We start from the raw sequence: 19,509 nt of genomic DNA, 5'->3' as shown, positions 1-19,509 counted from the left end.
GGGTGATCACCACAGCGAGGTGACGCCGGCTGCGATCACGCCGGGCCAAATCCCGCGAAGCAGCGAATCGACAGAGACTCAGCGATAGATCTTCAACCACTGCTGGAGATAGGTGAGCGCAACCGCCCGCTCGTCCTCGGTGGCGACCTTGAAGGCATTGTCGTAGGTATCGACGATCCAGCCATCATCCGCGGTCGCCGCCGCCTCGCGCGCCAAGGTGAGCCACATCAGCCCGCGCGCCGCCTGACGCGGCACGCCCTCGCCCTTGAACAGCAGAGCGCCCAGCAGCGCTTGTGCCTGATACTGGCCCTTCTGCGCCGCGAGGCCGAGCCAGCGGGCCGCCGTCAGCGGCTCGCGCTCGGTGCCCACGCCCTCCAGATAGAGGCGAGCGAGATGGTACTGCGCATCGGCGTCGCCAAACCACGACGCCGCATAGTGGAACATCTCGCGGGCACGCACCGGATCGCGCACCACCGCGGTATTGGGGATGCCGCGCAGGAAGAAGCCGCCGAGTTCGACGAACGCATTGGCGACGAACGGCGCCTGCGGGCTGCCGGGCGCGTCGTCGGCGTGCAGGTTGGCGATGCGGCGGAAGTACTCATACGCCTTGAGCTCGTCGCGGCGCACGCCGTCGCCGTCGGCATACATCCGCCCGAGCTTCCAGGTCGCCCCGGTGTGGCCCTGATTGGCGGCGTACTGCAGCGACTTCAGCGCCTCGCCTTTGTCGCCGGCCATGTAGGACTTGGTGCCGGCGCGGAACGCCTCGATCGTCGAGCGCTCCCCGGTCCGTCCCGGATCGAGCGCGAGCACGGGCGCAACCGACGCCGACCGCTCGCCCAGTCCGGCGCTGGGATCGAGGGCGAACGCCACCGGTGCCGTCAGAGCGACGGCGAACAAGGCCGAGATCACGCCGTCAGATATCCGCATGGCAGTTCTTTTCGCCCTGTCCGCGAACATGGCCGGCCGCACATTGGCGTCCGGAGCCGAGCATTCGCGCGAACATCACATGGGCCCCCGAACCAGTTTCAGACTGGCGCCGGTTCCCGTTTTTTCTGCGGCACGCGCCGGCCCGAATGGGGGCGCAGCCGTTCAAATTCGTGTGCATCGGATCTGCGAAAATCGCAGACTGCGACGCCGCTTTGCGCACGTCGCCGTGGGCGGTGGCCGCCTGCAGCGGATGACGGCCCAACGGCGGCTCGACGAGAGGATCGAGACCCGGGACAGCTTCGCGACAGCGCGCGGGCGCCGGCCACACGGCCATGCCTTTCCCACTCGTCCGAATGTCGGTCCTGCCGCCCATGTCGTCTTCCCTGCCCTGTCCCGGCGTCTCCCGCGGCCACGTCACCCGCCCGGAAGAGAGAAAACGCCATCGTCCTGCAGCGCGATCAGCCGTGCCCTCATTTTGTGGCGGGATCGCGGCCCGGAAAACGGGCTAATCTTGGACTCTTTTGAAATGGTGAAGATGTTGCCAAACAGCAACAACTATGTTCCCTCCCTCCCCACTCGGAAAACAATTCAACCGCCGAGTTTTCGTTCCATCCGGCGCAGTGCGCATCACCCCGCCCGGCCACAGGCGAGCCGCCCTCCGTGAGCACACCGAAACCCAGCAACAGACCGGCTCCGCAGACGCTGGACGCGGCCTTCTTCGCCCGCAGCGTCCATGAGGTGGCGCCGGCCCTGATCGGCGCCACGCTCATCGTCGAAGGCGCGGGCGGACTGATCGTCGAGGTCGAGGCCTACGACCCCGACGACCCGGCGAGCCACGGCTATGGCGGGCGGACCGAGCGCAATGCGGCGATGTTCGGCCCTCCCGGCCGCGCCTATGTCTACCGCTCCTATGGTATCCACTGGTGCCTGAACTTCGTCTGCGAGCCGGAGGGCGTCGCCAGCGCCGTGCTGATCCGGGCGATCGAACCGACGCTGGGCCTGGACGCGATGCGGGCGCGGCGCGGCCTCGACGATCCGCGCCTGCTGTGCGCCGGGCCGGGGCGGCTGTGCCAGGCGCTGGGCCTGACCCGCGCCCACGACCACGCGCCGCTCGACGCCCCGCCCTTCCGGCTGCTGTCGGCCCCGGCCGGGGTGCCGATCGCGACCGGCCCGCGCATCGGCATCAGCAGGGCCGCCGAGCAGCCCTGGCGCTACGGCCTCGCCGGCTCGCGCTTCCTGTCGAAGCCGTTTCCGAAAAGCCGGACATGAAAAAAGGCCGGCGCACGCGGCACCGGCCTTTCGATATCCCCACCCGATTGGCAGCCCGGCGGTCAGGCCGCGCTCTTCACCCGCGCCAAGGCCTCGCGCACCTTTGCCAAGAGCGCGACATACTCCTCGCGCTTCTCGCGCTGCTCCTCGACCACCTCTTCCGGCGCCCGCTCAACAAAGGAGGGGTTGTTGAGCTTGGCGTCGAGCCGGGAGATCTCGCCGGCCACCCGGCTCTCCTCCTTGGCGAGACGGGCGGACTCCGCCTCGATATCGATGACGCCGGCGAGCGGCAGCGCCGCGGCCTCGCCGCGCACCATGATCTGCACCGAGCCCTTGGGCGCAGCGTCGGCGAAGCCGACCTCCGACAGGCGGGCCAGCCGCTTCAGCGTGTCCATGTGGCGGACGGCGCGCTCGCGGGTATCGGCGGACGGCGCCACCAGCACCAGCGGCATCTGGGCGCCGGGCGGCACGTTCATCTCCGCCCGCACCGAGCGGATCTCGGTGACGAGATCGACCAGCCAGCCGATCTCCAGCTCCGCCTCGACATCGCCGAGGCCCTCAAGCTGCGGCCACGGCGCCAGCGCCAGCAGACCCTCGCGCGCCGGACCGGTCTCGCCGGTGAGCCGCCACAGCTCCTCGGTGACGAACGGCATGAACGGGTGCAGCAGCTTGAGGATGACGTCGAGCGTCCAGGCGGTCACCGCCCGGATCTCGTCCTTGGCCGGGCCGTCCGGGCCGGTCAGCACGGGCTTGGCCAGCTCCAGGTGCCAGTCGCAGAACACGTTCCACACGAAGCGATAGACCGCGCCGGCCGCCTCGTTGAAGCGGTAGGCCTCGATCGCCGCCGTGGTCTCGGTGACCGCGCGCGACGCCTCGCCGACGATCCAGCGCGACAGCATCTCGCGGCTCGCGGCCGGATCGAACCCGGCCACCCGGGCGCAGCCGTTCACCTCGCAGAAGCGGGCGGCGTTCCACAGCTTGGTCGCGAAATTGCGGTAGCCCTCGACGCGGCTGGTGGCGAGCTTGATGTCGCGGCCCTGGGCGGCCATGGCGGCCAGGGTGAAGCGCAGCGCGTCGGCGCCGTACTGGTCGATCAGTTCCAGAGGATCGATGACGTTGCCTTTCGACTTCGACATCTTGGCGCCCTTCTCGTCGCGGACGAGGGCGTGGATGTAGACGGTCGAGAACGGCACCTCATCCCTGAAGTAGAGGCCCATCATCATCATCCGGGCGACCCAGAAGAAGATGATGTCGAAGCCGGTGACCAGCACGTTGGTCGGATAGTGGCGCTTGAGGATCGCCGTCTCGTCCGGCCAGCCGAGCGTCGAGAACGGCCACAGCGCCGACGAGAACCAGGTGTCGAGCACGTCCTCGTCGCGGGTGAGAAAGGTGGCGCGACGATCCGGATCCTCGGCGATCGCGATGCCCTCGCTGGGCTCGATCACCTCCTGCTCGGTGTACCAGGCCAGCGCGTCGGCCAGCGCCTCGTCCTCGGTCTCGGCGACGAACACCTTGCCGTCCGGCCCGTACCACGCCGGGATCTGATGGCCCCACCACAATTGGCGCGAGATGCACCAGGGCTGGATGTTCTCCAGCCAGTCGAAATAGACCTTCTCCCAGTTCTTCGGCACGAACACCGTGCGCTCGTCACGCACCGCCTTCAGCGCCCGCTCGGCCAGCGGCTTGACGTCGACATACCACTGGTCGGTCAGCCACGGCTCGATCACCACGCCCGAGCGGTCGCCGTGCGGCACCATGTGGGTGTGCGGCTCGATCTTGTGGACGAGGCCGCGCGCCTCCATCATCGCCACGATGCGCTTTCGCGCCTCGAACCGGTCGATGCCGTGCAGCCCCAGCACCTCGTCGAGGTCGGCGCCGCCTTCGAGGTGGGCCAGGAACTCCTCATTGCCGGCCAGCAGCATCTTCGCTTCGGCATCGAGGATGTTGATCATGCGCAAGCCATGGCGCTTGCCGACCTCGAAGTCGTTGAAGTCGTGCGCCGGCGTGATCTTGACCGCGCCCGTGCCCTTCTCGGGATCGGAATAGCTGTCGGCGACGATGGGAATGCGCCGGCCGGCCAGCGGCAGCAGCACCTCGCGGCCGACCAGATCCTTGTAGCGCTCATCGTCCGGATGCACGGCAACCGCCGTGTCGCCCAGCATGGTCTCCGGCCGGGTGGTGGCGACGGTGATCTTGATCGAGGGGTCGTCGGCCAGCGGATAGTCGAAATACCAGAGGCTGCTCTTGACCTCGACCTGCTGGACCTCGAGATCGGAGATGGCGGTGCCAAGCTTGGGGTCCCAGTTGACCAGCCGCTTGTCCTTGTAGATCAGCCCGTCGCGATAGAGCGTGACGAACACCTTGAGCACGGCCCGCGACAGGCCCTCATCCATGGTGAAGCGCTCGCGCGACCAGTCGCAGGAGGCGCCCAGCCGCTTGAGCTGGCCGACGATCGTGCCGCCCGACTGCTCCTTCCACGCCCAGACGCGCTTGAGGAACGCCTCGCGCCCCATGTCGCGCCGGCCCGGCTCCTGGCGTTCCATCAGCTGGCGCTCGACCACCATCTGAGTGGCGATGCCGGCATGGTCGGTGCCGGGCTGCCACAGCACGTCGCGGCCGCGCATGCGCTCGAACCGGCACAGCACGTCCTGCAACGTGTTGTTGAGGGCGTGACCCATGTGCAGCGAGCCGGTGACGTTCGGCGGCGGAATCACGATGGTATAGGGAGCGGCCTCGGCCCGGTCCGGCCGGCCGGCCTTGAACGCCTCGGCCGCCGTCCAGGCATCGTTGATCCGGGCCTCGACTTCGGCCGGCGTGAACGTCTTTTCCATCATGATCGTGAACCCGTACGCGCTGGAACGGGCGCGACAGAAGCCGACCGCCGCTCCGGCGTCAATCATTAAGCGCGGCCTTCAGGCACCTCGCCGTGCCGGTGGGGCCGGCGTCAGGCGGCCATCAGCCCCGCCCGCGCGAAACCCGCTCGATTTCCGCCCGTACCAGCCGCTCGACCACCGTCGGCAGGTTCTCGTCCAGCCACTGCTTCAGCATCGGCCGCAGCATGTCCTGGACCAGATCCTCGAGCGTCCTGGCATTGTTGGACAGGATGGTGTGGGTGAGCGAGCCGAAGGCGGCGGAGACCGCGGCGCTCGCCGCCTGCGACAGGATCGGCGATCCGGCCGATGCCGCCTCGGCGACCGGGAAGGACGGCGACGCCGCGCGCGGCATCGGCGCGGGCGGCGGCTCATCGACCTCGCGGAACATCACGTCCTCGCGCGGCTCGACGCGGCTGACGCCATTCGCCTTGGGCTGCACCGGCAGCGGCACCGCGTCGGTCAGTTCCAGCACCTGGGACAATGCCGGCGCCGGCTCTGCCACCTTCTCGTCGAACCCCGACAGCAGCGCGTCAATGTCGTCCTGCCCCATCGCCACATTGTCCTCCGCAGCCTGTGCAGACGGTGGCTGAGACGGCGGGGCCGCGCTCTCCGGCTTTGCCGGAGCGGGCGCCGTCTTGGGGGGCTCATCGTCGGCGATAATCCGCCGGATGGAAGCAAGAATCTCTTCCATCGACGGTTCCTGTGCACGCGCACTTTGAGTCATGGCCTCTGCCTTCTTCCCGCCATCGACCCGACAGGGTTGCTCTTGGCGCGGCCTGGAGAGAATCGCTGCAATCCCGGGCTCTTACGCATCGAAGTATGTCATCGGAAGGCCCGAAGGCAAGCAACAGCCTGTGGATGGGACGGGACGAACCGGGACCTTGAGCGGCTGCGACCGAAATTTACCCGGGATTTGGTCCATCTGCCCAACCCCGCATCAACCGGCCGTCGATGACCGGCTGACCATCCCGGCTCGAAACCCTCGGCCAGCCCGACACCGGCGACACAATGGGACGCGCCCCGTCCATACGGTCTCCGGCCGATCACGCGGTTTCCGGTATTCCGAAGGGATCGACCGGCAAGCGTTTCGCGGTTGCCGGCACCGGGCTGCCCGGACGTACCGCCGCCCGGAATGCGAGAACCCGGCCGATGGGCCGGGTTCGCATCAGGCAAGGTCCGAAGCCGAACGCTCGCAACGGTCTCGGGTGGGCGCCTGGAGCGCGCCCTCACTTGCCGTCCGGGGTACGCACGCCGATCCAGGCATCGCGGACCTGACGGTAATGCACCGTGTCGTCATACTCCTGGACATTGAGGCCGAGCTGCTTGGCCGACAGCCCGCCAATGCCGCTGAGCACCGAATAGGACGCTACCACGCGGTCGCGCTGCGCCGTCACCAGGGCGACCTGCGAGTTGACCAGATCGGTCTGGGCGTTCAGCACGTCGAGCGTGGTCCGCTGGCCGACTCGGGCCTCTTCCTTCACGCCTTCCAGGGCGATCTCGTTGGCACGAACCTGCGCCTGCTCGGCCTCGATCTGCGCCTTGGCGGCCTGAAGATCGCCCCAGGACTGCACGACCGCCGCCCGCACCTGCTCGCGCGACACGTCTACGTCGAGCCGCTTCTGGCCGAGCGTTTCCTTGGCTTGGCGGATGGTCGAATACTCGGAGCCACCCTGATAGATCGGCACGGTCAGTCGTCCGACCACCTGCGCCGTCATCGAATCCTCGAGCTGCGACGACCCTTCGAACCGGCGCAGATAATTCGCCTCGAGGGTCACCACCGGCAGCAGGCTGCCCTCGGCGACCTTCACCTGCAGCAGCGCCGCATCGGCACCGTTCTTGGCCGCCTCGATCGCCGGATGGCGGGACAGGCCGGTGGCTACCGCCGCGTCCAGGCTGGCGGGCAGCAGCTTGTCGACCGGGCGGCCGGGTACCAGCTTGCCGGGCTCGCTGCCGATCACCTGCCGATACTGGGCGCGCGAGGTCTGCAGCCGGGCATTGGCAGCCAGCAGCAGCGACTGGGCCCCGGCCAGTCGGGCCTCGGCCTGCGCCACGTCGGTGCGCGTCACCTCGCCGACCTGAAAGCGGTCGCGGGTGGCCCGCAACTGCTCCTCGAAGGCCGCGAGGGACTGCTGCCGCAGTTTCACGATCGCGGTATCCCGCAGCACGTTCATGAAGGCGGTGACGCCATCGAGCAGGATGTTCTGCTCGGTATTTCGCAGCGTCTCGCGCGCCTGAATCACCTGCGCCTCGGCCTGACGCACCCGGTTGGTCGTCTGACCGCCATTGTAGACCGTCTGCGACAGGCTCACCCCGTAGCCGGTCGGATTCAGGGCGTCGCGATTGGTCTGAAGCGTCCGCGGCGGCGTGGTGCTGGTCCAGGTCTTGGTGGTCAGCGACTGATTGCCGACATCGGCGGTGGCGTTGATGCGCGGACGATAGCCCGACAGCGCCTGCGGCACGTTCTCATCGACCGCGCGCAGGGCGGCGCGCTGCGAATTGAGCTCCGGATTGCTCCGATAGGCCTGTGCCAGGGCGCTATCAAGCGTCTGCGCCTGAGCCTCGCCCGCGAACGCGAGCGCCAATACTCCCAGCACGGCAACCCTGATTCCTGTCGCCGTCGGCATGTGAGACCCCTTCTCCGTTCGCCCGAAACGAATCTGTATTGGAAACATGTTCCTCACGACCGGGGCAAAAATAGCCGCAGCGTGGGCGAAAAATAAACCGGCAGATGCCCTCTCGCGCTGTTTCCCGCGCCAGTGAAGCAAAAATGACACACAGGCGCAGGGCTCTAAAACACAAAGCCTTTCGGCTTTTCAAAGCCGGGCAGAGCCGGGATCGCAGCATTGAACAAGGCCTGGGAGGAGATCGTCCGGCCGAGCGCACGATACAACACCGCCCGTCCCGAGCCGCCGCACCCCACCACTGCGATCAGCCGACCATTGTCCTTCAACTGGCCGAACAATGCCTGCGGCACGTCCTCGACGGCTCCCTCGACGAGAATCGCATCGAACGGCCCGGCCTTCGGCCAGCCGGCCGCGAGCGGGCCGGCCGCCACCGTGGCGTTGCCGGCCGCCAGCCGGTCGAGCAGGCGGGCAGCCTCACCGGAGAGCACGGGATCGGCCTCGAGCGCCACCACCGACTGGGCGAGTCGCGCCAGCAGCGCCGCCGCATAGCCGCTGCCGCACCCGACATCGAGCACGCGCTCGCCCGGTTGCAGGTTCAGCGCCTGGATCATGCGGGCGAGCGTCAGCGGCTCGAGCAGATAGCGCGGCCCCTCGCCGCCGATCGGCAGGTCGTCGTCGCGATAGGCGAGCGCCCGCTGCGATTCGGGCACGAACGCCTCGCGCGGAATCTCCATCAGCGCCGCGATCAGAGCGGGGTCGGTCACCCCGTTCGTCCGCACCTGCCCGTTCACCATGTTCCGCCTGAGGGTGACGAAATCGATCATGAGAGCCCTGCCCCGCTGCTTCCCGGAAACGGTTTTCCGGAATTTGGCCGGATCGTGCCACGGGTGCAACAGCGCGTGGGCTTGGCCATGACGAATCGGCACCCGATTCGGCCGGCTGCCCCCGCCCGCCCTCGCTCAGGCCTGTCGTGAAAGGGCGACGCCGCGCCCGGTTTCCACAGGTGGAGATGGCGCCAAAGGCGGGCCCTGGCGGGCGGAAAGCCGGCGTGAACAACTCCAGCAGGCCGGAATCCGACGGCCGGATTTCAACAGGCCGGACCTCCACAGGCAGGAATCTGCCTCGCCGGAATCTGACAGGTTCTTGGCAACGGCCGAAGTGCTTGCTATATGCGCCCCACACCATGGGTGCCGTTCCCCGGTAGCTCAGCGGTAGAGCAACCGGCTGTTAACCGGTTGGTCGCTGGTTCGAATCCGGCCCGGGGAGCCATTTTCCACCCAAAATGGGCCACGCGCCCTCTCAAAGACCCGTCCCTTCGCGAGCAGCGCGTCCGCCACGCCGGCCGCAGGGATTCGGCGCAATCCACCGGAACGGCATCCACGCCCCCGACGCGCGACGCCGGGCGTCCTCAGCCGGTTTGCGACCGATCAGGCGTTCGAACCCTACGCCGTTCACTGACAACCCACTCCTCGATCGAGGATTTTTCGGCGGGACCGTTTCCGGCATGCTCGGGCGGTCGACCGGAAGCCGCATCACATTGCATTAACCAAGATCCGCCAGCGTTGACGAAGCAGAAACCATCAGATCACGTGCGATCTTGGAACAGACTTTCCTAAAACACTTGAACAATCCAATTAACCACGCAGTTGCGCTTCGACGCTAACCTGCTCGTGCGGTTGGAGAACAACCGGCGTGGCGCGTCCGCCGATCTTAACGGGATCAGACGGCGTTCCAGATTCCTGAGTTATCGCATTCATTTCCGCAAGACCGGCTCCAATTTTGCGGTGAATGCTTTGGGTTCGGCGAGAGCGTATCGAGTACGTCGATGAAAAAAGCAGCTTGGATTTGTTGCGTGCTGGCCGCAGTCGGCAGCACATTCGGTTCCGCCCAGCCCGGATGGGCCGGCCCCCTCATGATCTATGCTCCCGAACTGCGTGCCCAGCGGGCGCAGCCCGCCGTCGCGCGCGATACGCGCCCGGTCCAGGCCACGGCCCCGGTCTACCAGCCGGAGTTCGAGGCGGAGGTGATCGAGGTGGCGGCGCGCCAGCAGGACTCCGCGCCCGGTTATGGCGGCGGCTTCATCGAGTTCCTGTTCACCGGGCGCGGCGATCCCAATATGGTGCAGCGCCCCGCCGGCAGCACCTGGGGCGCACAGTCCTCGCGCAGCACGGCCAACGATCCGCGCTGGAATCGCTCGGGCGGCTACGACAGCCGCGCGTCCTCCGGTCTGGATCCGCGCTATGAGCGCCAGTTCGTCGACTATTCAGGCCCCCACGGCCCCGGCACGGTGGTGGTCGACAGCCAGAACCGCTTCCTGTTCCTGGTGCAGTCGGGCGGCAAGGCGATTCGTTATGGCGTCGGCGTCGGGCGGCCCGGGTTCGAGTGGCGCGGCGTGAAGGAGATCACCGCCAAGCGCGAATGGCCCGATTGGCGGCCGCCGGCGGAGATGCTCAAGCGCCGCCCCGACCTGCCGGAATACATGGCGGGCGGACCGGCCAATCCGCTCGGCGCCCGCGCCATGTATCTCGGCTCGTCGATGTACCGCATCCACGGCTCCAACGAGCCCGAGACCATCGGTCAGGCCGTCTCCTCGGGCTGCATCCGCATGCGCAACGAGGATGTCATCGACCTCTATGAGCGGGTGAAGGTCGGCACCAAGGTGGTGGTGATGTAGGCCGGCTGATCAGGCCACACGCCGCAAGACCGGAAATCCGGCCCACTGGGCCGGATTTTCGCATTCGGCGAGGTCCCTCACGCATGCTCCAGCGGCCGGCCGACATAGGCCTCGGCCAGGGCGGCGGCGGCGGCCGGCGAGCTGACGAGGCGATCGAGCTCAGCGAGCTGGCGGCGCTGGTCGAACGGCGTGTCGAACGGCCCGCGGTGCAGAAGCCGGGTCATCCACCAGGAAAAGTGCTCCGCCGCCCATACCCGGCGCAGGCAGACCTCCGAATAGTGGTCGACCAGGGCGGTGTCGCCGGTCTTGAACAGGGCGACGAGCCCGCGTGCCAGCACCGCGGCGTCGGCGATCGCCAGATTCATGCCCTTGGCGCCGGTCGGCGGCACCACATGGGCGGAATCGCCGACCAGAAACAGCCGGCCGTATCGCATCGGCTCGACGACGAAGGAGCGCAGAAGCGTGATGCCCCGCTGCAGCACTGGCCCCTCGGCCAGCGTGAACCCGCCGTCCGGGCCGACCAGCCGCTGGTCAAGTTCGTCCCAGATGCGGGCGTCCGACCAGTAGGCGAGATCCTCGCCCGGGCTGACCTGGATATAGAGCCGGGAAATGCGCTGGGAGCGCATGCTGGCGAGCGCAAAGCCGCTCGGATGATGGGCATAGACCAGCTCGTCGGCGGGCGGCGGCGCGTCCGCCATGATGCCGAGCCAGGCGAACGGATAGAGGCGTTCGAACACCTGCAGCGCCCCGCCCGGAATCGCCCCCCGCGAAATGCCGTGGAAGCCATCGCAGCCGGCGATCACATCGCATTCTACGACGTGGTTCTCGCCGCCGTGCCGGAACCGGATGCTGGGTCGTTTGCTCTCGATGTCGGCGAGCGCCACGTCGGAGACGTCGAAGCGGATGTCGCCGCCCGCATCGAGCCGGGCGGCGATCAGGTCCTTGACCACCTCGTGCTGGCCCCACACCACCACGCCGCGGCCGTCCACCAGCTCGGCGAAATTGATGCGGTGGGGCACCCCGCCGAAACGCAGCACGATGCCGTGCTGCACCAGCGCCTCCCGCTCCATGCGGGCTCCGACGCCGGCCTGCACCAGCAGCCGGGCGGTCCCGTATTCCAGGACGCTGGCCCGCACCCGGCCTTCGACGGCTGCCCGGGATGCGGTCTCGAGCACGATCGACTCGATACCTTCCCGCTGCAGCAGATGGGCCAGCAGCAGGCCGCCCGGCCCCGCCCCGACGATCCCGACTTGCGTCCGCATGGTACCACCCCAGTTCCAACAAGTCGAACTGGGCGTGGAGCTTAGCAGACTGAGCCGCAGCGCAATGGCCAAACACCGGCCAAGCGCAAAATGTCACACCGCAAAGACGGCGTATCGGGAGGTTACCTCAGCCGAACTTGAACAGGACACCGTAACCGCCGCGTGGGTAACCCCACTCGATGTCGCCGGTCGGCTCGGCGATCACCCGGCAGGTGCCGCATTCCATGCAGCCGTCCGGCGCCACCTCGACCTGGCCCTTGGCATTGAGCTCATAGCACCGCGCCGGACAGATCTTGATCAGCGCAAGAAGTTCCGGCGACGGCTCGATATGGGCACGAATCTTCACGTGCGGCCGGCCGGCATCGACCAGATAGCGGTTCTGGAACAGCTTGTCCTCGACGCGCGGTTCATCGACTTTCGGGGGTTCAACCATCGTCGGTTCTCCAAAACTTCCCGTCTGTACGAGACGACTTTCCGTCTCTGCGGAACCGCCTGTCCTTGCCGGACACGCGGCCTCTCAAGGACCTTCCGGCGGCGCCGGTCTTGTCATCCTGCCGGACGCAAGACCGGACCCCGGTGTTTCCGTCAGCGCCAGTTTTTCCTCAGCGCCAGTTCTTGCCTCAACGCCAGTTCTTGCCTCAACGCCAAGCGCGGGCGAAGCGGAAAGCGTCGCCGACCAGCCCGGTGAGCGAACGGGCGGACTTGAACGACTTGACCGTCGCCTTCTCCTTGTCGAGCTTCGGCACGCCATCCACCCGCACATAGGTTTGCATCGCCTTGGCGATCAGCTCCGGATAGGTGAGGAAGAAGTTCTTGGACGAGGTATGCAGCAATGCCGGCATGTCCTTGTACTTCTTCAGGTCCTTCATCACGAAGGAGTCGTCGAGCATCTTCCTGTAGAGTTTCAGGTTATCGGCCGTCATCGGCTCCTTGCGCGACTTGATCTGGAAGATCGCCTCGCCGGCGATGCGGCCCGACGTCATGGCGAGGTTGGAGCCCTCGCGATGGACGGCATTGTTGAGCTGGGCGGCATCGCCCACCACCACCCAGCCGTCGCCATAGAGTTGCGGAATGGCGTTGTAGCCGCCTTCCGGGATCAGGTGCGCGGCATATTCCTTGACCTCGGAGCCCTCGATCAGCCGCGCGACCGAGGGGTGGCGCTTGAAGGCTTCGAGCAGGCCGTAGGGGGTCTGCCCGGTGGCCTTGAGATCGGACACGAGGCAGCCGAGGCCGATCGAGATGCTCTCCTTGTTGGTGTAGATGAAGCCGACGCCGGTCATCCCCTTCGAGATGGTGCCAGCCGCCTCGATCACCACGCCCTCGTCGCCATTGAGGTTGAAGCGGGCCTCGATGGTCTCGCGCGGCAGGAAGTGCATCTCCTTCACCGCCAGCGCCACGTTCTCGGGTGCCGGCCGTTCGCGCAGGCCGGCGCGCGTGCCGAGCAGGCCGTTGACGCCCTCGGCCAGCACCACCACGTCGGCGTGCACCTCCCCGCCCTTGCGGTCGGTGCGCACGCCCATCACCTTGCCCTGCGGGTTCTGCACCAGCTCGATGGCGGTGGTCTCGCACAGCACCAGGGCGCCGGCCTTCTGCACCTCCTTCGAGAACCACTTGTCGAACTGCGCCCGCACGATGGTGTAGCGGTTCGGCCTCTCCTCGTTGAAGTCGTCGGAGCGGTACTGCAGGCCGACGTGCGAGGTGTCGTTCATCATCCAGAAGCGCTGCTCGACGATGTGGCGTTCGAGCGGGGCCTCCTCGCGGAAGTCGGGAACGATCTTCTCCAGCATGTCGGCGTAGAGAATGGCGCCCTGCACGTTCTTGGAGCCGGGATATTCCCCGCGCTCCAGTTGCAGCACCTTCATGCCGCGCTTGGCCATGGTGAGAGCGGCGGCATTGCCGGCCATGCCGGCGCCGATGACGATCGCGTCGAATTTTTCTTCGATCATGGCTCTCTCCTTCAGCTCGCCAGCTTGTCGCTGATGTGCGGCGACAGGCGCTTGCGGAACGCCTCGGTGAGCAGGGGCAACAGGCGGATGGCGTCGGTGACGATGCCGACATGGGCGAAATCGAAGATCGGCGCGTTCTTGTCGGTGTTGATCGCGACGATCAGGTCGGCGCCTTCGACGCCGACGCGATGCTGGATCGCACCCGAGATGCCGGCGGCGATGTAGAGCTTGGGCCGGATGGTCTTGCCGGTCTGGCCGATCTGACGGTCGGCGGCAACCCAGCCCTTCTGCACCAGCGGTCGCGAGCAGCCATATTCGGCGCCGAGCACGCCGGCGAGCTGCTTGATGAGTTGATAGTTCTCAGGCGAGCCGAGGCCGAGGCCGCCGGCCACCACCACGTCGGCGAAGGCGAGGTTCGACTTCGCCGAGTCGCGGTCGGGGATGTAGGACAGCACCTTGGTGACGATGTCGTCCTCGACCATGCCGAGCGGATGCGTGACGATCTTGCCGATCGGCTTCTGCACGCGCTCGGGCATCGGCATCACGCGCGGGCGCACCGTCGCCATCTGCGGCCGGAAGTTCAGCGTGTAGATGGTGCACAGAAGCGAGCCGCCGAAGGTCGGACGCGTAGCGGCGAGCGAGCCGTCGGCGTCGACCTCAAGCTCGGTGCAGTCGGCGGTGAGACCGGTGAGCAGCGTCGTCGCCACCGAACCGGCCAGGTCGCGGCCAAGCGTGGTGGCGCCGAGCAGCAGGATCTCGGGCTTGTAGGTGTTGACGACGTCGGTCAGCGCTTTTGAGTAGGGCTCGTTGCGGTAGTTCTCCAGCACCGGGTCGGAGACCACATAGACGAGGTCGGCGCCGTAGCAGAACGTCTCGGCCACCGCGTGATCGAGCGCCTCGCCCGGCGCGCCGAGCACGACGCCGGCAAGCTCGACGCCGAGCTTGTCGGCAAGGCGCCGGCCGGCGCCCATCAGCTCGAAGGACACCGGATGAACGTGTCCGCGTTCCTGCTCGATGAACACCCAGACGTGCTTATACGCCTTGAAGTGCTCGGGCAGATCCTTCTTGGCGGCGGCGCGGCTGCCGGCGGCCGGGGTGGCGGGGTTTTCAGCCATGTGACGTGCTCCCGTTCGGCGTTCAGTAGCCGCGCGACAGCTCGGCCAGTTCGGCTTCGAGCTTGGGCGCGCGCTTGAAGATGGCGTTGATCAGGGCATCGGCCGGCGGCTCGCCGGCCGGGTCGACGAACTGGGCCTTTTCGGCACGCGGGGTCGGCGCGAACACGCGCTTGACCACGGTCGGCGAGCCGCGCAGGCCGCACTTGGTGACGTCGGGAATGCCGGCGTCCTTGGCGCTCCAGGTGACGATCTCGGCGCGGGCCGCGCGCAGCGCGTCCATCATCGAGCCGCGGCGGATCTCGTTGGTGCCTTCCAGCATGGTGATCAGGCACGGCAGCGGCGACTTCAGCACCTGCACGCCGCCTTCGGCGCGGCGGTGCACCTCGATCGAGCGGCCGGTGAGATCGAGATCGGCGATCTTGGCAACATAGGTGAGCTGGGTCAGGCCGAGCCGCTTGGCGATGCCGGGGCCGACCTGGGCCGTGTCGCCGTCGATGGTCTGCTTGCCGGTGAACACGATGTCGGCCGGGCCGAACACCTCGCCGATCCGGGTGATCGCCGACGACAGCGCGAACGACGTGGCGAGCGTATCCGAGCCGGCAAAGAATCGATCGGTCAGCAGCACCGCGCGGTCGGCACCGAAGGTCAGCGCCTTGCGCAGCGAGTCCGAGGCCATCGGCGGGCCCATCGTCAGCACCGTGACTTCGCCGCCGAACTTGTCGCGCAGCCGCAGGGCCTCCTCGATCGCAAACAGATCGTAGGGATTGATGATGGTCGGCACGCCCTGCCGCATGATGGTGTTGGTGACCGGGTGGACGCGGATCTGCGCCGAATCCGGAACCTGCTTGATGCAGACAACGATGTGCATCGTGTCGCTCTCCTCATGAGTGCTCGGTTTCAAACTAGCAATTCGCGTACCAACCGGGCCGTGTCTATCGGATTCGCCCGTGCTGGGAAGCATCTAGAGGGCCTGTCGCAGCTTGAGCGCGCCGCGCCCGACACGCCGAGCGCGACACCTTGTCGGGAAGCCGACACAACGCGACAGAGCGCGGAAATGAAGGAGAATGAAGCAAACGAACGGATTGCGTGCATGCCGGATTTCGCTCTGTCGGGGCGTCATACGGTTTCCGGTTGATCCCTTCGGGATACCGGAAACGTTCTCGCCGAAAACCCCTTGTTCGATAGCGGGGTTTCCGGCGATCGGAATACGGTTCTCCGGCTTGATCAGCCGGAAACCGTATCAAACGCGTTGTCGCCGCAGCCGGCGTTTTCCGGTTGCGGCGACACGACAGCGATTGATGAGGAATTTCGCCGGCGATTATTTCAGCAGCGAATCGAACGGCACGAAGGCCGGCGGCTTCGGCGGCTCCACCGCCGTCTTGAGCACCTTGAACACCCGCGCCTCGAGCGGCGAGGAGGTAACGAACTCCTCATAGGCACGCTGCAGCATCGAACGGCACCGCGCGGCGGCAACGCGATCGGGCAGGCCTTCGACATCCTCGCCCGAGAGGTATTCGCCCATGCGCTTCAGGATGTGCAGGCGGGCGACATTGAGCACCTTGGGGTCGTACTCGACGCCGAGCAGGGTGAAGAACTCCTCGGCCGACGCCGCCGTCCTGAGCTTCGTCATCACGTCGGGCGGAAAATCGGGCGTGTGGGTGCAGCTCATCATGGTCTCCAATTCTACGCGCAGGCCGCGACATCGCTGCCGCAGATCTCGCGCCAGATGCCCGACAGTTCGTCGGCATTGACGGTGTGCTTCGTGGCGGCAGCGCGGCGGCGCACCTGCGCCAGAATGGCGCGGGTCTGGCTCGGGCTGGCATCGAGCCCGAGTTCGCCCAGCGCGGCGCTGATGCCGGCGGTGCCGGAGTGCTTGCCGACGACGATGACATGGTCGCGGCCGAGCAGCGCCGGATCGAGCGCCTGATAGGTCCGGCGGTCCTTCATCAGCCCATCGACATGGATGCCGGATTCATGGGTGAAGATGTGCTCGCCGACGATCGCCTTGCCCTTCGGTATGATGCGGCCGGCGGCCTTGGCGACCACCATCGCCAGCGTGCCGAGCTTGTCGAAGGCGATGCCGGTTTCGCAGGCATAGTGCTGCGACAGGCCCATCGCCACCTCTTCCAGCGCCGCATTGCCGGCACGTTCGCCGAGCCCGAGCACGGTGACCGAGGCATGGGTGGCGCCGCCGCGCACCGCCGCGAGCGAATTGGCGGTGGCAAGGCCGAGATCGTCATGGGCGTGGATCTCGAGTTCGAGATCGGTCGCAGCAGAAAGCCGCGAGAACAGCTCGAAGGTCGCGAACGGCTCCAGCACGCCCAGCGTGTCGGCAATGCGCAGGCGCCGCGCGCCGGCCGCCTTGGCCGCGGCCGCGAGTTCGACCAGGAAGGCCGGATCGGCGCGCGAGGCATCCTCGCAGCCGACCGCGACCTCGAGGCCGCGCCGGCGGGCATAGGGCACAACGCGGGCAATGGTGGCGAGCGCATGGGCGCGGCCCGCCTTCAGCTTGGCAGCAAGCTGGATGTCGGAGGCCGGAATGGACACGTTGACCATCGGCACGCCGGTGGCGAGCGCGGTGTCCACGTCGCCCTCGGTCATCCGGCACCAGGCGATCGGCATCAGCGGCAGGTTCTCGGCCACCACCGCGCGGATGGCGGCAATCTCGTCCGGCCCCATCACCGGGGCGCCGACCTCGATCTCGCGCACCCCGGCGCGGGCCAGGGCGCGGGCGATGGCCAGCTTTTCGGCCGCGGTGAAGGCCACGCCCGGCGCCTGCTCGCCGTCGCGCAGCGTGGTATCGGCCAGAACCACTCGGCGATGGGTCAGCGCGTCAGGCATGGAGTCTCTCCGGGGCAGACTGTGACCGGCGGCACGGCGGCCGCAAGCCGGCGACGATCTCGGGCAGCACCGCGACGACCCGGCTGATGTCGGCATCGGCGGCATTGCGCAGCAGCGACAGGCGGATGGCGCCGCGCGCGAAGGTATCGGGCACCGCCATGGCGCGCAGCACATGCGACGGCTCCACCGAGCCCGCCGAGCAGGCCGCGCCCGAGGCGGCAGCGATGCCGGCGCGGTCGAGCCGGTGCAGCACCGCCTCGGCATCGGCGCCGGCGAAGGCGATGCAGGAGGTGTTGGGCAGGCGCGCCGCGCGGTCGCCGAGCACCATGGCGGCGGGAATGCGGGCCATCAGCTCGGCCTCCAGCCGGTCGCGCAGGCCCTGAACCCGCGACAGATCGCACTGCGCGGCGATCTCGGCGGCAACACCGAGCCCGACGATCGCCGGCACGTTCTCGGTGCCGGCCCGCCGTCCCCGCTCCTGCCGGCCACCGGCGATCAGCGGATGAACCTTCAAGCCGCGGCGGACATAGAGCACGCCGCTGCCTTTGGGACCGTGCAGCTTGTGTCCGGAAAACGACAAGAGGTCGATGGCGGTCGCCGCCACGTCGATGCGCAGCTTGCCCGCCGCCTGCACCGCATCGGTGTGGAACAGCGCGCCGACCGCCTTGGCCTTCTCGGCCAGCTCGGCGACCGGGAAGATCGTACCGGTCTCGTTGTTGGCCCACATCGCCGAGACCACGGCGACGTCCTCGTCCAGCGCCGCCTCGAAGGCGTCGAGGTCGAGCGCGCCGGTGCCCTCCACCGGCACGCGGCGCACGACAATCCCTTGCGCCTCCAGCCGGTCGGCGAGCGCGCGCACGGCGGCGTGTTCCACGGCGGTGGTCACCAGCACCTTGCGCTTCGGGTCGGCCTCGAGCGCGGTGCGAATGGCGGCATTCACGCTCTCGGTGCCGCCCGAGGTGAACACGATCTCGCCTTCGGTCGCGCCGATCAGCGCGGCGACCCGGGCACGCGCCTCGGCGAGCGCCGCCTTGGCCTGGCGACCCGCCGCATGCTGCGACGACGGATTGCCGAAGATTGCCGAGAAATAGGGCAGCATCGCCTCCAGCACCGCGGGATCGACCGGTGTCGTGGCGTTGGCGTCGAGATAGACCGGCGGCCGGTCGGCGACCGTGCCCAGCGCTGCCTCGCTCATGGCCCCTGCCCTTCCCGTCAGCTGCGGCCCATCCCGACCGGAATGACGCGCACCGGCACGCCGATCGCCTCGATCAGCTTCATCTGCACGCCGCTCACCGACACCGCCGCCAGCTGGCAGGCGACGCAGGTGCCGGTCATGCGCACGAACACGGTGTTCTCCTCGACGCGGTCGAGCTCGATGTCGCCGCCATCGCACTGGAATCGCGGGCGCATCGCCTCGATCGCCTCGGCGACAAGCGCGATCTGCGCCTCGCTGAGGGTGAAGCGCGGCAGGGCCGGACGCGGCGCGGACGGCGCCGCCGGGCGGTGGCCGATGTCGAGCGTGGTGCGGCGGGCTTCGGCAGTGGCGAGCATGAAATCCTCCCTCAGCCGAACGACTTGCCGCACGAGCATTTCGCGCCGGCATTTGGATTTTCGAAGGTGAAACCGGAGCCCTCGAAGCTTTCGACGAAGCCGACCTTGAGACCGCTGATCAGCGGCTGAGATTCCGGATCGATGAACACCTTGACGCCGCCGCTCTCGATCACCGCATCGTCTTCGCGCGGCTCATGGTCGAGACCGATCAGGTATTTGTAGCCGGCGCACCCGCCCGCCTCGACCATGATGCGCAGCCCGGCGCCTTCCTTGCCGGTCTTGACCATCGCCGCCTTCACAGCGTCCGCCGCTTCCGGGGTGAGCACGATCATCGCTGGCTCCTCGACCAATTGCTTCGCAAACAGCAAAGCAAACTCCATGCCGGCGCTGGCGAGAACGACAACAGGCTGATTTCGTTGGGCTTAAT

18 protein-coding genes and 1 tRNA gene are annotated in these 19,509 nt (G+C 67.6%); 3 read left to right on the top strand and 16 right to left on the bottom strand.

The window, feature by feature from the left end; translation table 11 throughout:
• Window positions 1-78: 78 nt before the first annotated feature.
• Both BLTE_RS06040 and BLTE_RS06035 read right to left on the bottom strand, forming a co-directional pair.
• Window positions 79-927, bottom strand: a complete 849-nt coding sequence (locus BLTE_RS06040) for a tetratricopeptide repeat protein (RefSeq protein WP_126398481.1) — start codon at window positions 925-927, stop codon at window positions 79-81.
• A complete protein-coding gene (locus BLTE_RS06035) occupies window positions 914-1,300 on the bottom strand; it encodes a hypothetical protein (RefSeq protein ID WP_126398479.1) in 387 nt (128 codons plus the stop codon). The genes BLTE_RS06040 and BLTE_RS06035 overlap by 14 nt, the downstream gene beginning before the upstream one ends.
• A 287-nt stretch (window positions 1,301-1,587) precedes the next feature.
• Here BLTE_RS06035 and BLTE_RS06030 point away from each other — a divergent pair, with 287 nt between their 5' ends.
• Window positions 1,588-2,196: a DNA-3-methyladenine glycosylase gene (locus BLTE_RS06030; protein ID WP_126398477.1), complete on the top strand. Its 609-nt coding sequence runs from the start codon at window positions 1,588-1,590 to the stop codon at window positions 2,194-2,196.
• Between the two features lie 62 nt (window positions 2,197-2,258).
• Here BLTE_RS06030 and BLTE_RS06025 read toward each other — a convergent pair whose 3' ends face one another.
• The 4 genes from BLTE_RS06025 to BLTE_RS06010 form a co-directional block, all read right to left on the bottom strand.
• Window positions 2,259-5,030 carry a valine--tRNA ligase gene (locus BLTE_RS06025; RefSeq protein WP_126398475.1) on the bottom strand — a complete coding sequence of 924 codons (2,772 nt, stop codon included), beginning with the start codon at window positions 5,028-5,030 and terminating at the stop codon, window positions 2,259-2,261.
• A 121-nt stretch (window positions 5,031-5,151) separates the two neighbouring features.
• A complete protein-coding gene (locus BLTE_RS06020) occupies window positions 5,152-5,760 on the bottom strand; it encodes a PopZ family protein (RefSeq protein ID WP_483189278.1) in 609 nt (202 codons plus the stop codon).
• A 535-nt stretch (window positions 5,761-6,295) separates the two neighbouring features.
• A complete protein-coding gene (locus tag BLTE_RS06015; RefSeq protein WP_126398471.1) occupies window positions 6,296-7,693 on the bottom strand; it encodes a TolC family outer membrane protein in 1,398 nt (465 codons plus the stop codon).
• A gap of 164 nt (window positions 7,694-7,857) precedes the next feature.
• On the bottom strand, window positions 7,858-8,457 hold the full coding sequence (locus BLTE_RS06010; RefSeq protein ID WP_244600136.1) for a protein-L-isoaspartate O-methyltransferase family protein: 600 nt from the start codon (window positions 8,455-8,457) through the stop codon (window positions 7,858-7,860).
• A 430-nt stretch (window positions 8,458-8,887) separates the two neighbouring features.
• Between BLTE_RS06010 and BLTE_RS06005 the strand changes: the two genes are divergently transcribed.
• Window positions 8,888-8,962 (top strand) — tRNA-Asn (locus tag BLTE_RS06005).
• A 643-nt stretch (window positions 8,963-9,605) separates the two neighbouring features.
• Window positions 9,606-10,367 (top strand): L,D-transpeptidase, encoded by a 762-nt coding sequence (locus BLTE_RS06000; protein ID WP_126398467.1) that lies wholly within the window; start codon window positions 9,606-9,608, stop codon window positions 10,365-10,367.
• 77 nt (window positions 10,368-10,444) lie between these two features.
• On the opposite strand, the gene BLTE_RS05995 is transcribed toward BLTE_RS06000, so the two are convergent.
• The 10 genes from BLTE_RS05995 to BLTE_RS05950 form a co-directional block, all read right to left on the bottom strand.
• Window positions 10,445-11,629, bottom strand: a complete 1,185-nt coding sequence (locus tag BLTE_RS05995; protein ID WP_126398465.1) for a 4-hydroxybenzoate 3-monooxygenase — start codon at window positions 11,627-11,629, stop codon at window positions 10,445-10,447.
• 127 nt (window positions 11,630-11,756) lie between these two features.
• On the bottom strand, window positions 11,757-12,062 hold the full coding sequence (locus BLTE_RS05990) for a ferredoxin family protein (RefSeq protein ID WP_126398463.1): 306 nt from the start codon (window positions 12,060-12,062) through the stop codon (window positions 11,757-11,759).
• Window positions 12,063-12,267: 205 nt separating this feature from the next.
• Window positions 12,268-13,575, bottom strand: a complete 1,308-nt coding sequence (locus BLTE_RS05985) for an FAD-dependent oxidoreductase (RefSeq protein ID WP_126398461.1) — start codon at window positions 13,573-13,575, stop codon at window positions 12,268-12,270.
• A gap of 11 nt (window positions 13,576-13,586) precedes the next feature.
• Window positions 13,587-14,690, bottom strand: coding sequence for an electron transfer flavoprotein subunit alpha/FixB family protein (locus BLTE_RS05980; protein ID WP_126398459.1), 1,104 nt, complete (start codon window positions 14,688-14,690; stop codon window positions 13,587-13,589).
• Window positions 14,691-14,712: 22 nt separating this feature from the next.
• Window positions 14,713-15,558: an electron transfer flavoprotein subunit beta/FixA family protein gene (locus BLTE_RS05975; RefSeq protein WP_126398457.1), complete on the bottom strand. Its 846-nt coding sequence runs from the start codon at window positions 15,556-15,558 to the stop codon at window positions 14,713-14,715.
• A gap of 450 nt (window positions 15,559-16,008) precedes the next feature.
• Window positions 16,009-16,359 carry a nitrogenase stabilizing/protective protein NifW gene (gene nifW / locus BLTE_RS05970; protein ID WP_126398455.1) on the bottom strand — a complete coding sequence of 117 codons (351 nt, stop codon included), beginning with the start codon at window positions 16,357-16,359 and terminating at the stop codon, window positions 16,009-16,011.
• Between the two features lie 14 nt (window positions 16,360-16,373).
• A complete protein-coding gene (gene nifV, locus BLTE_RS05965; protein WP_126398453.1) occupies window positions 16,374-17,531 on the bottom strand; it encodes a homocitrate synthase in 1,158 nt (385 codons plus the stop codon).
• Window positions 17,524-18,726 carry an aminotransferase class V-fold PLP-dependent enzyme gene (locus BLTE_RS05960; RefSeq protein WP_126398451.1) on the bottom strand — a complete coding sequence of 401 codons (1,203 nt, stop codon included), beginning with the start codon at window positions 18,724-18,726 and terminating at the stop codon, window positions 17,524-17,526. The genes nifV and BLTE_RS05960 overlap by 8 nt, the downstream gene beginning before the upstream one ends.
• A 17-nt stretch (window positions 18,727-18,743) precedes the next feature.
• Window positions 18,744-19,082, bottom strand: coding sequence for a NifU family protein (locus BLTE_RS05955; protein WP_126398449.1), 339 nt, complete (start codon window positions 19,080-19,082; stop codon window positions 18,744-18,746).
• Between the two features lie 11 nt (window positions 19,083-19,093).
• On the bottom strand, window positions 19,094-19,414 hold the full coding sequence (locus BLTE_RS05950) for a HesB/IscA family protein (RefSeq protein ID WP_126398447.1): 321 nt from the start codon (window positions 19,412-19,414) through the stop codon (window positions 19,094-19,096).
• Window positions 19,415-19,509: the final 95 nt, after the last annotated feature.

The organism is Blastochloris tepida (genome assembly GCF_003966715.1).
Taxonomy (GTDB): domain Bacteria; phylum Pseudomonadota; class Alphaproteobacteria; order Rhizobiales; family Xanthobacteraceae; genus Blastochloris; species Blastochloris tepida.
Note: the sequence above shows the minus strand (reverse complement) of the source record. Positions and strands in the feature narration are given on the sequence as shown.

Coding starts and splice junctions, on each gene's coding strand:
- BLTE_RS06040 (WP_126398481.1), bottom strand. CDS start 927: ATGCGGATATCTGACGGCGTGATCTCGGCCTTGTTCGCCGTCGCTCTG.
- BLTE_RS06020 (WP_483189278.1), bottom strand. CDS start 5,760: ATGGAAGAGATTCTTGCTTCCATCCGGCGGATTATCGCCGACGATGAG.
- nifW (WP_126398455.1), bottom strand. CDS start 16,359: ATGAGCTGCACCCACACGCCCGATTTTCCGCCCGACGTGATGACGAAG.
- BLTE_RS06035 (WP_126398479.1), bottom strand. CDS start 1,300: ATGGGCGGCAGGACCGACATTCGGACGAGTGGGAAAGGCATGGCCGTG.
- BLTE_RS05960 (WP_126398451.1), bottom strand. CDS start 18,726: ATGAGCGAGGCAGCGCTGGGCACGGTCGCCGACCGGCCGCCGGTCTAT.
- BLTE_RS05955 (WP_126398449.1), bottom strand. CDS start 19,082: ATGCTCGCCACTGCCGAAGCCCGCCGCACCACGCTCGACATCGGCCAC.
- BLTE_RS06000 (WP_126398467.1), top strand. CDS start 9,606: ATGATCTATGCTCCCGAACTGCGTGCCCAGCGGGCGCAGCCCGCCGTC.
- BLTE_RS05985 (WP_126398461.1), bottom strand. CDS start 13,575: ATGATCGAAGAAAAATTCGACGCGATCGTCATCGGCGCCGGCATGGCC.
- BLTE_RS05975 (WP_126398457.1), bottom strand. CDS start 15,558: ATGCACATCGTTGTCTGCATCAAGCAGGTTCCGGATTCGGCGCAGATC.
- BLTE_RS05995 (WP_126398465.1), bottom strand. CDS start 11,629: ATGCGGACGCAAGTCGGGATCGTCGGGGCGGGGCCGGGCGGCCTGCTG.
- nifV (WP_126398453.1), bottom strand. CDS start 17,531: ATGCCTGACGCGCTGACCCATCGCCGAGTGGTTCTGGCCGATACCACG.
- BLTE_RS05990 (WP_126398463.1), bottom strand. CDS start 12,062: ATGGTTGAACCCCCGAAAGTCGATGAACCGCGCGTCGAGGACAAGCTG.
- BLTE_RS05980 (WP_126398459.1), bottom strand. CDS start 14,690: ATGGCTGAAAACCCCGCCACCCCGGCCGCCGGCAGCCGCGCCGCCGCC.
- BLTE_RS06015 (WP_126398471.1), bottom strand. CDS start 7,693: ATGCCGACGGCGACAGGAATCAGGGTTGCCGTGCTGGGAGTATTGGCG.
- BLTE_RS06025 (WP_126398475.1), bottom strand. CDS start 5,030: ATGATGGAAAAGACGTTCACGCCGGCCGAAGTCGAGGCCCGGATCAAC.
- BLTE_RS05950 (WP_126398447.1), bottom strand. CDS start 19,414: ATGATCGTGCTCACCCCGGAAGCGGCGGACGCTGTGAAGGCGGCGATG.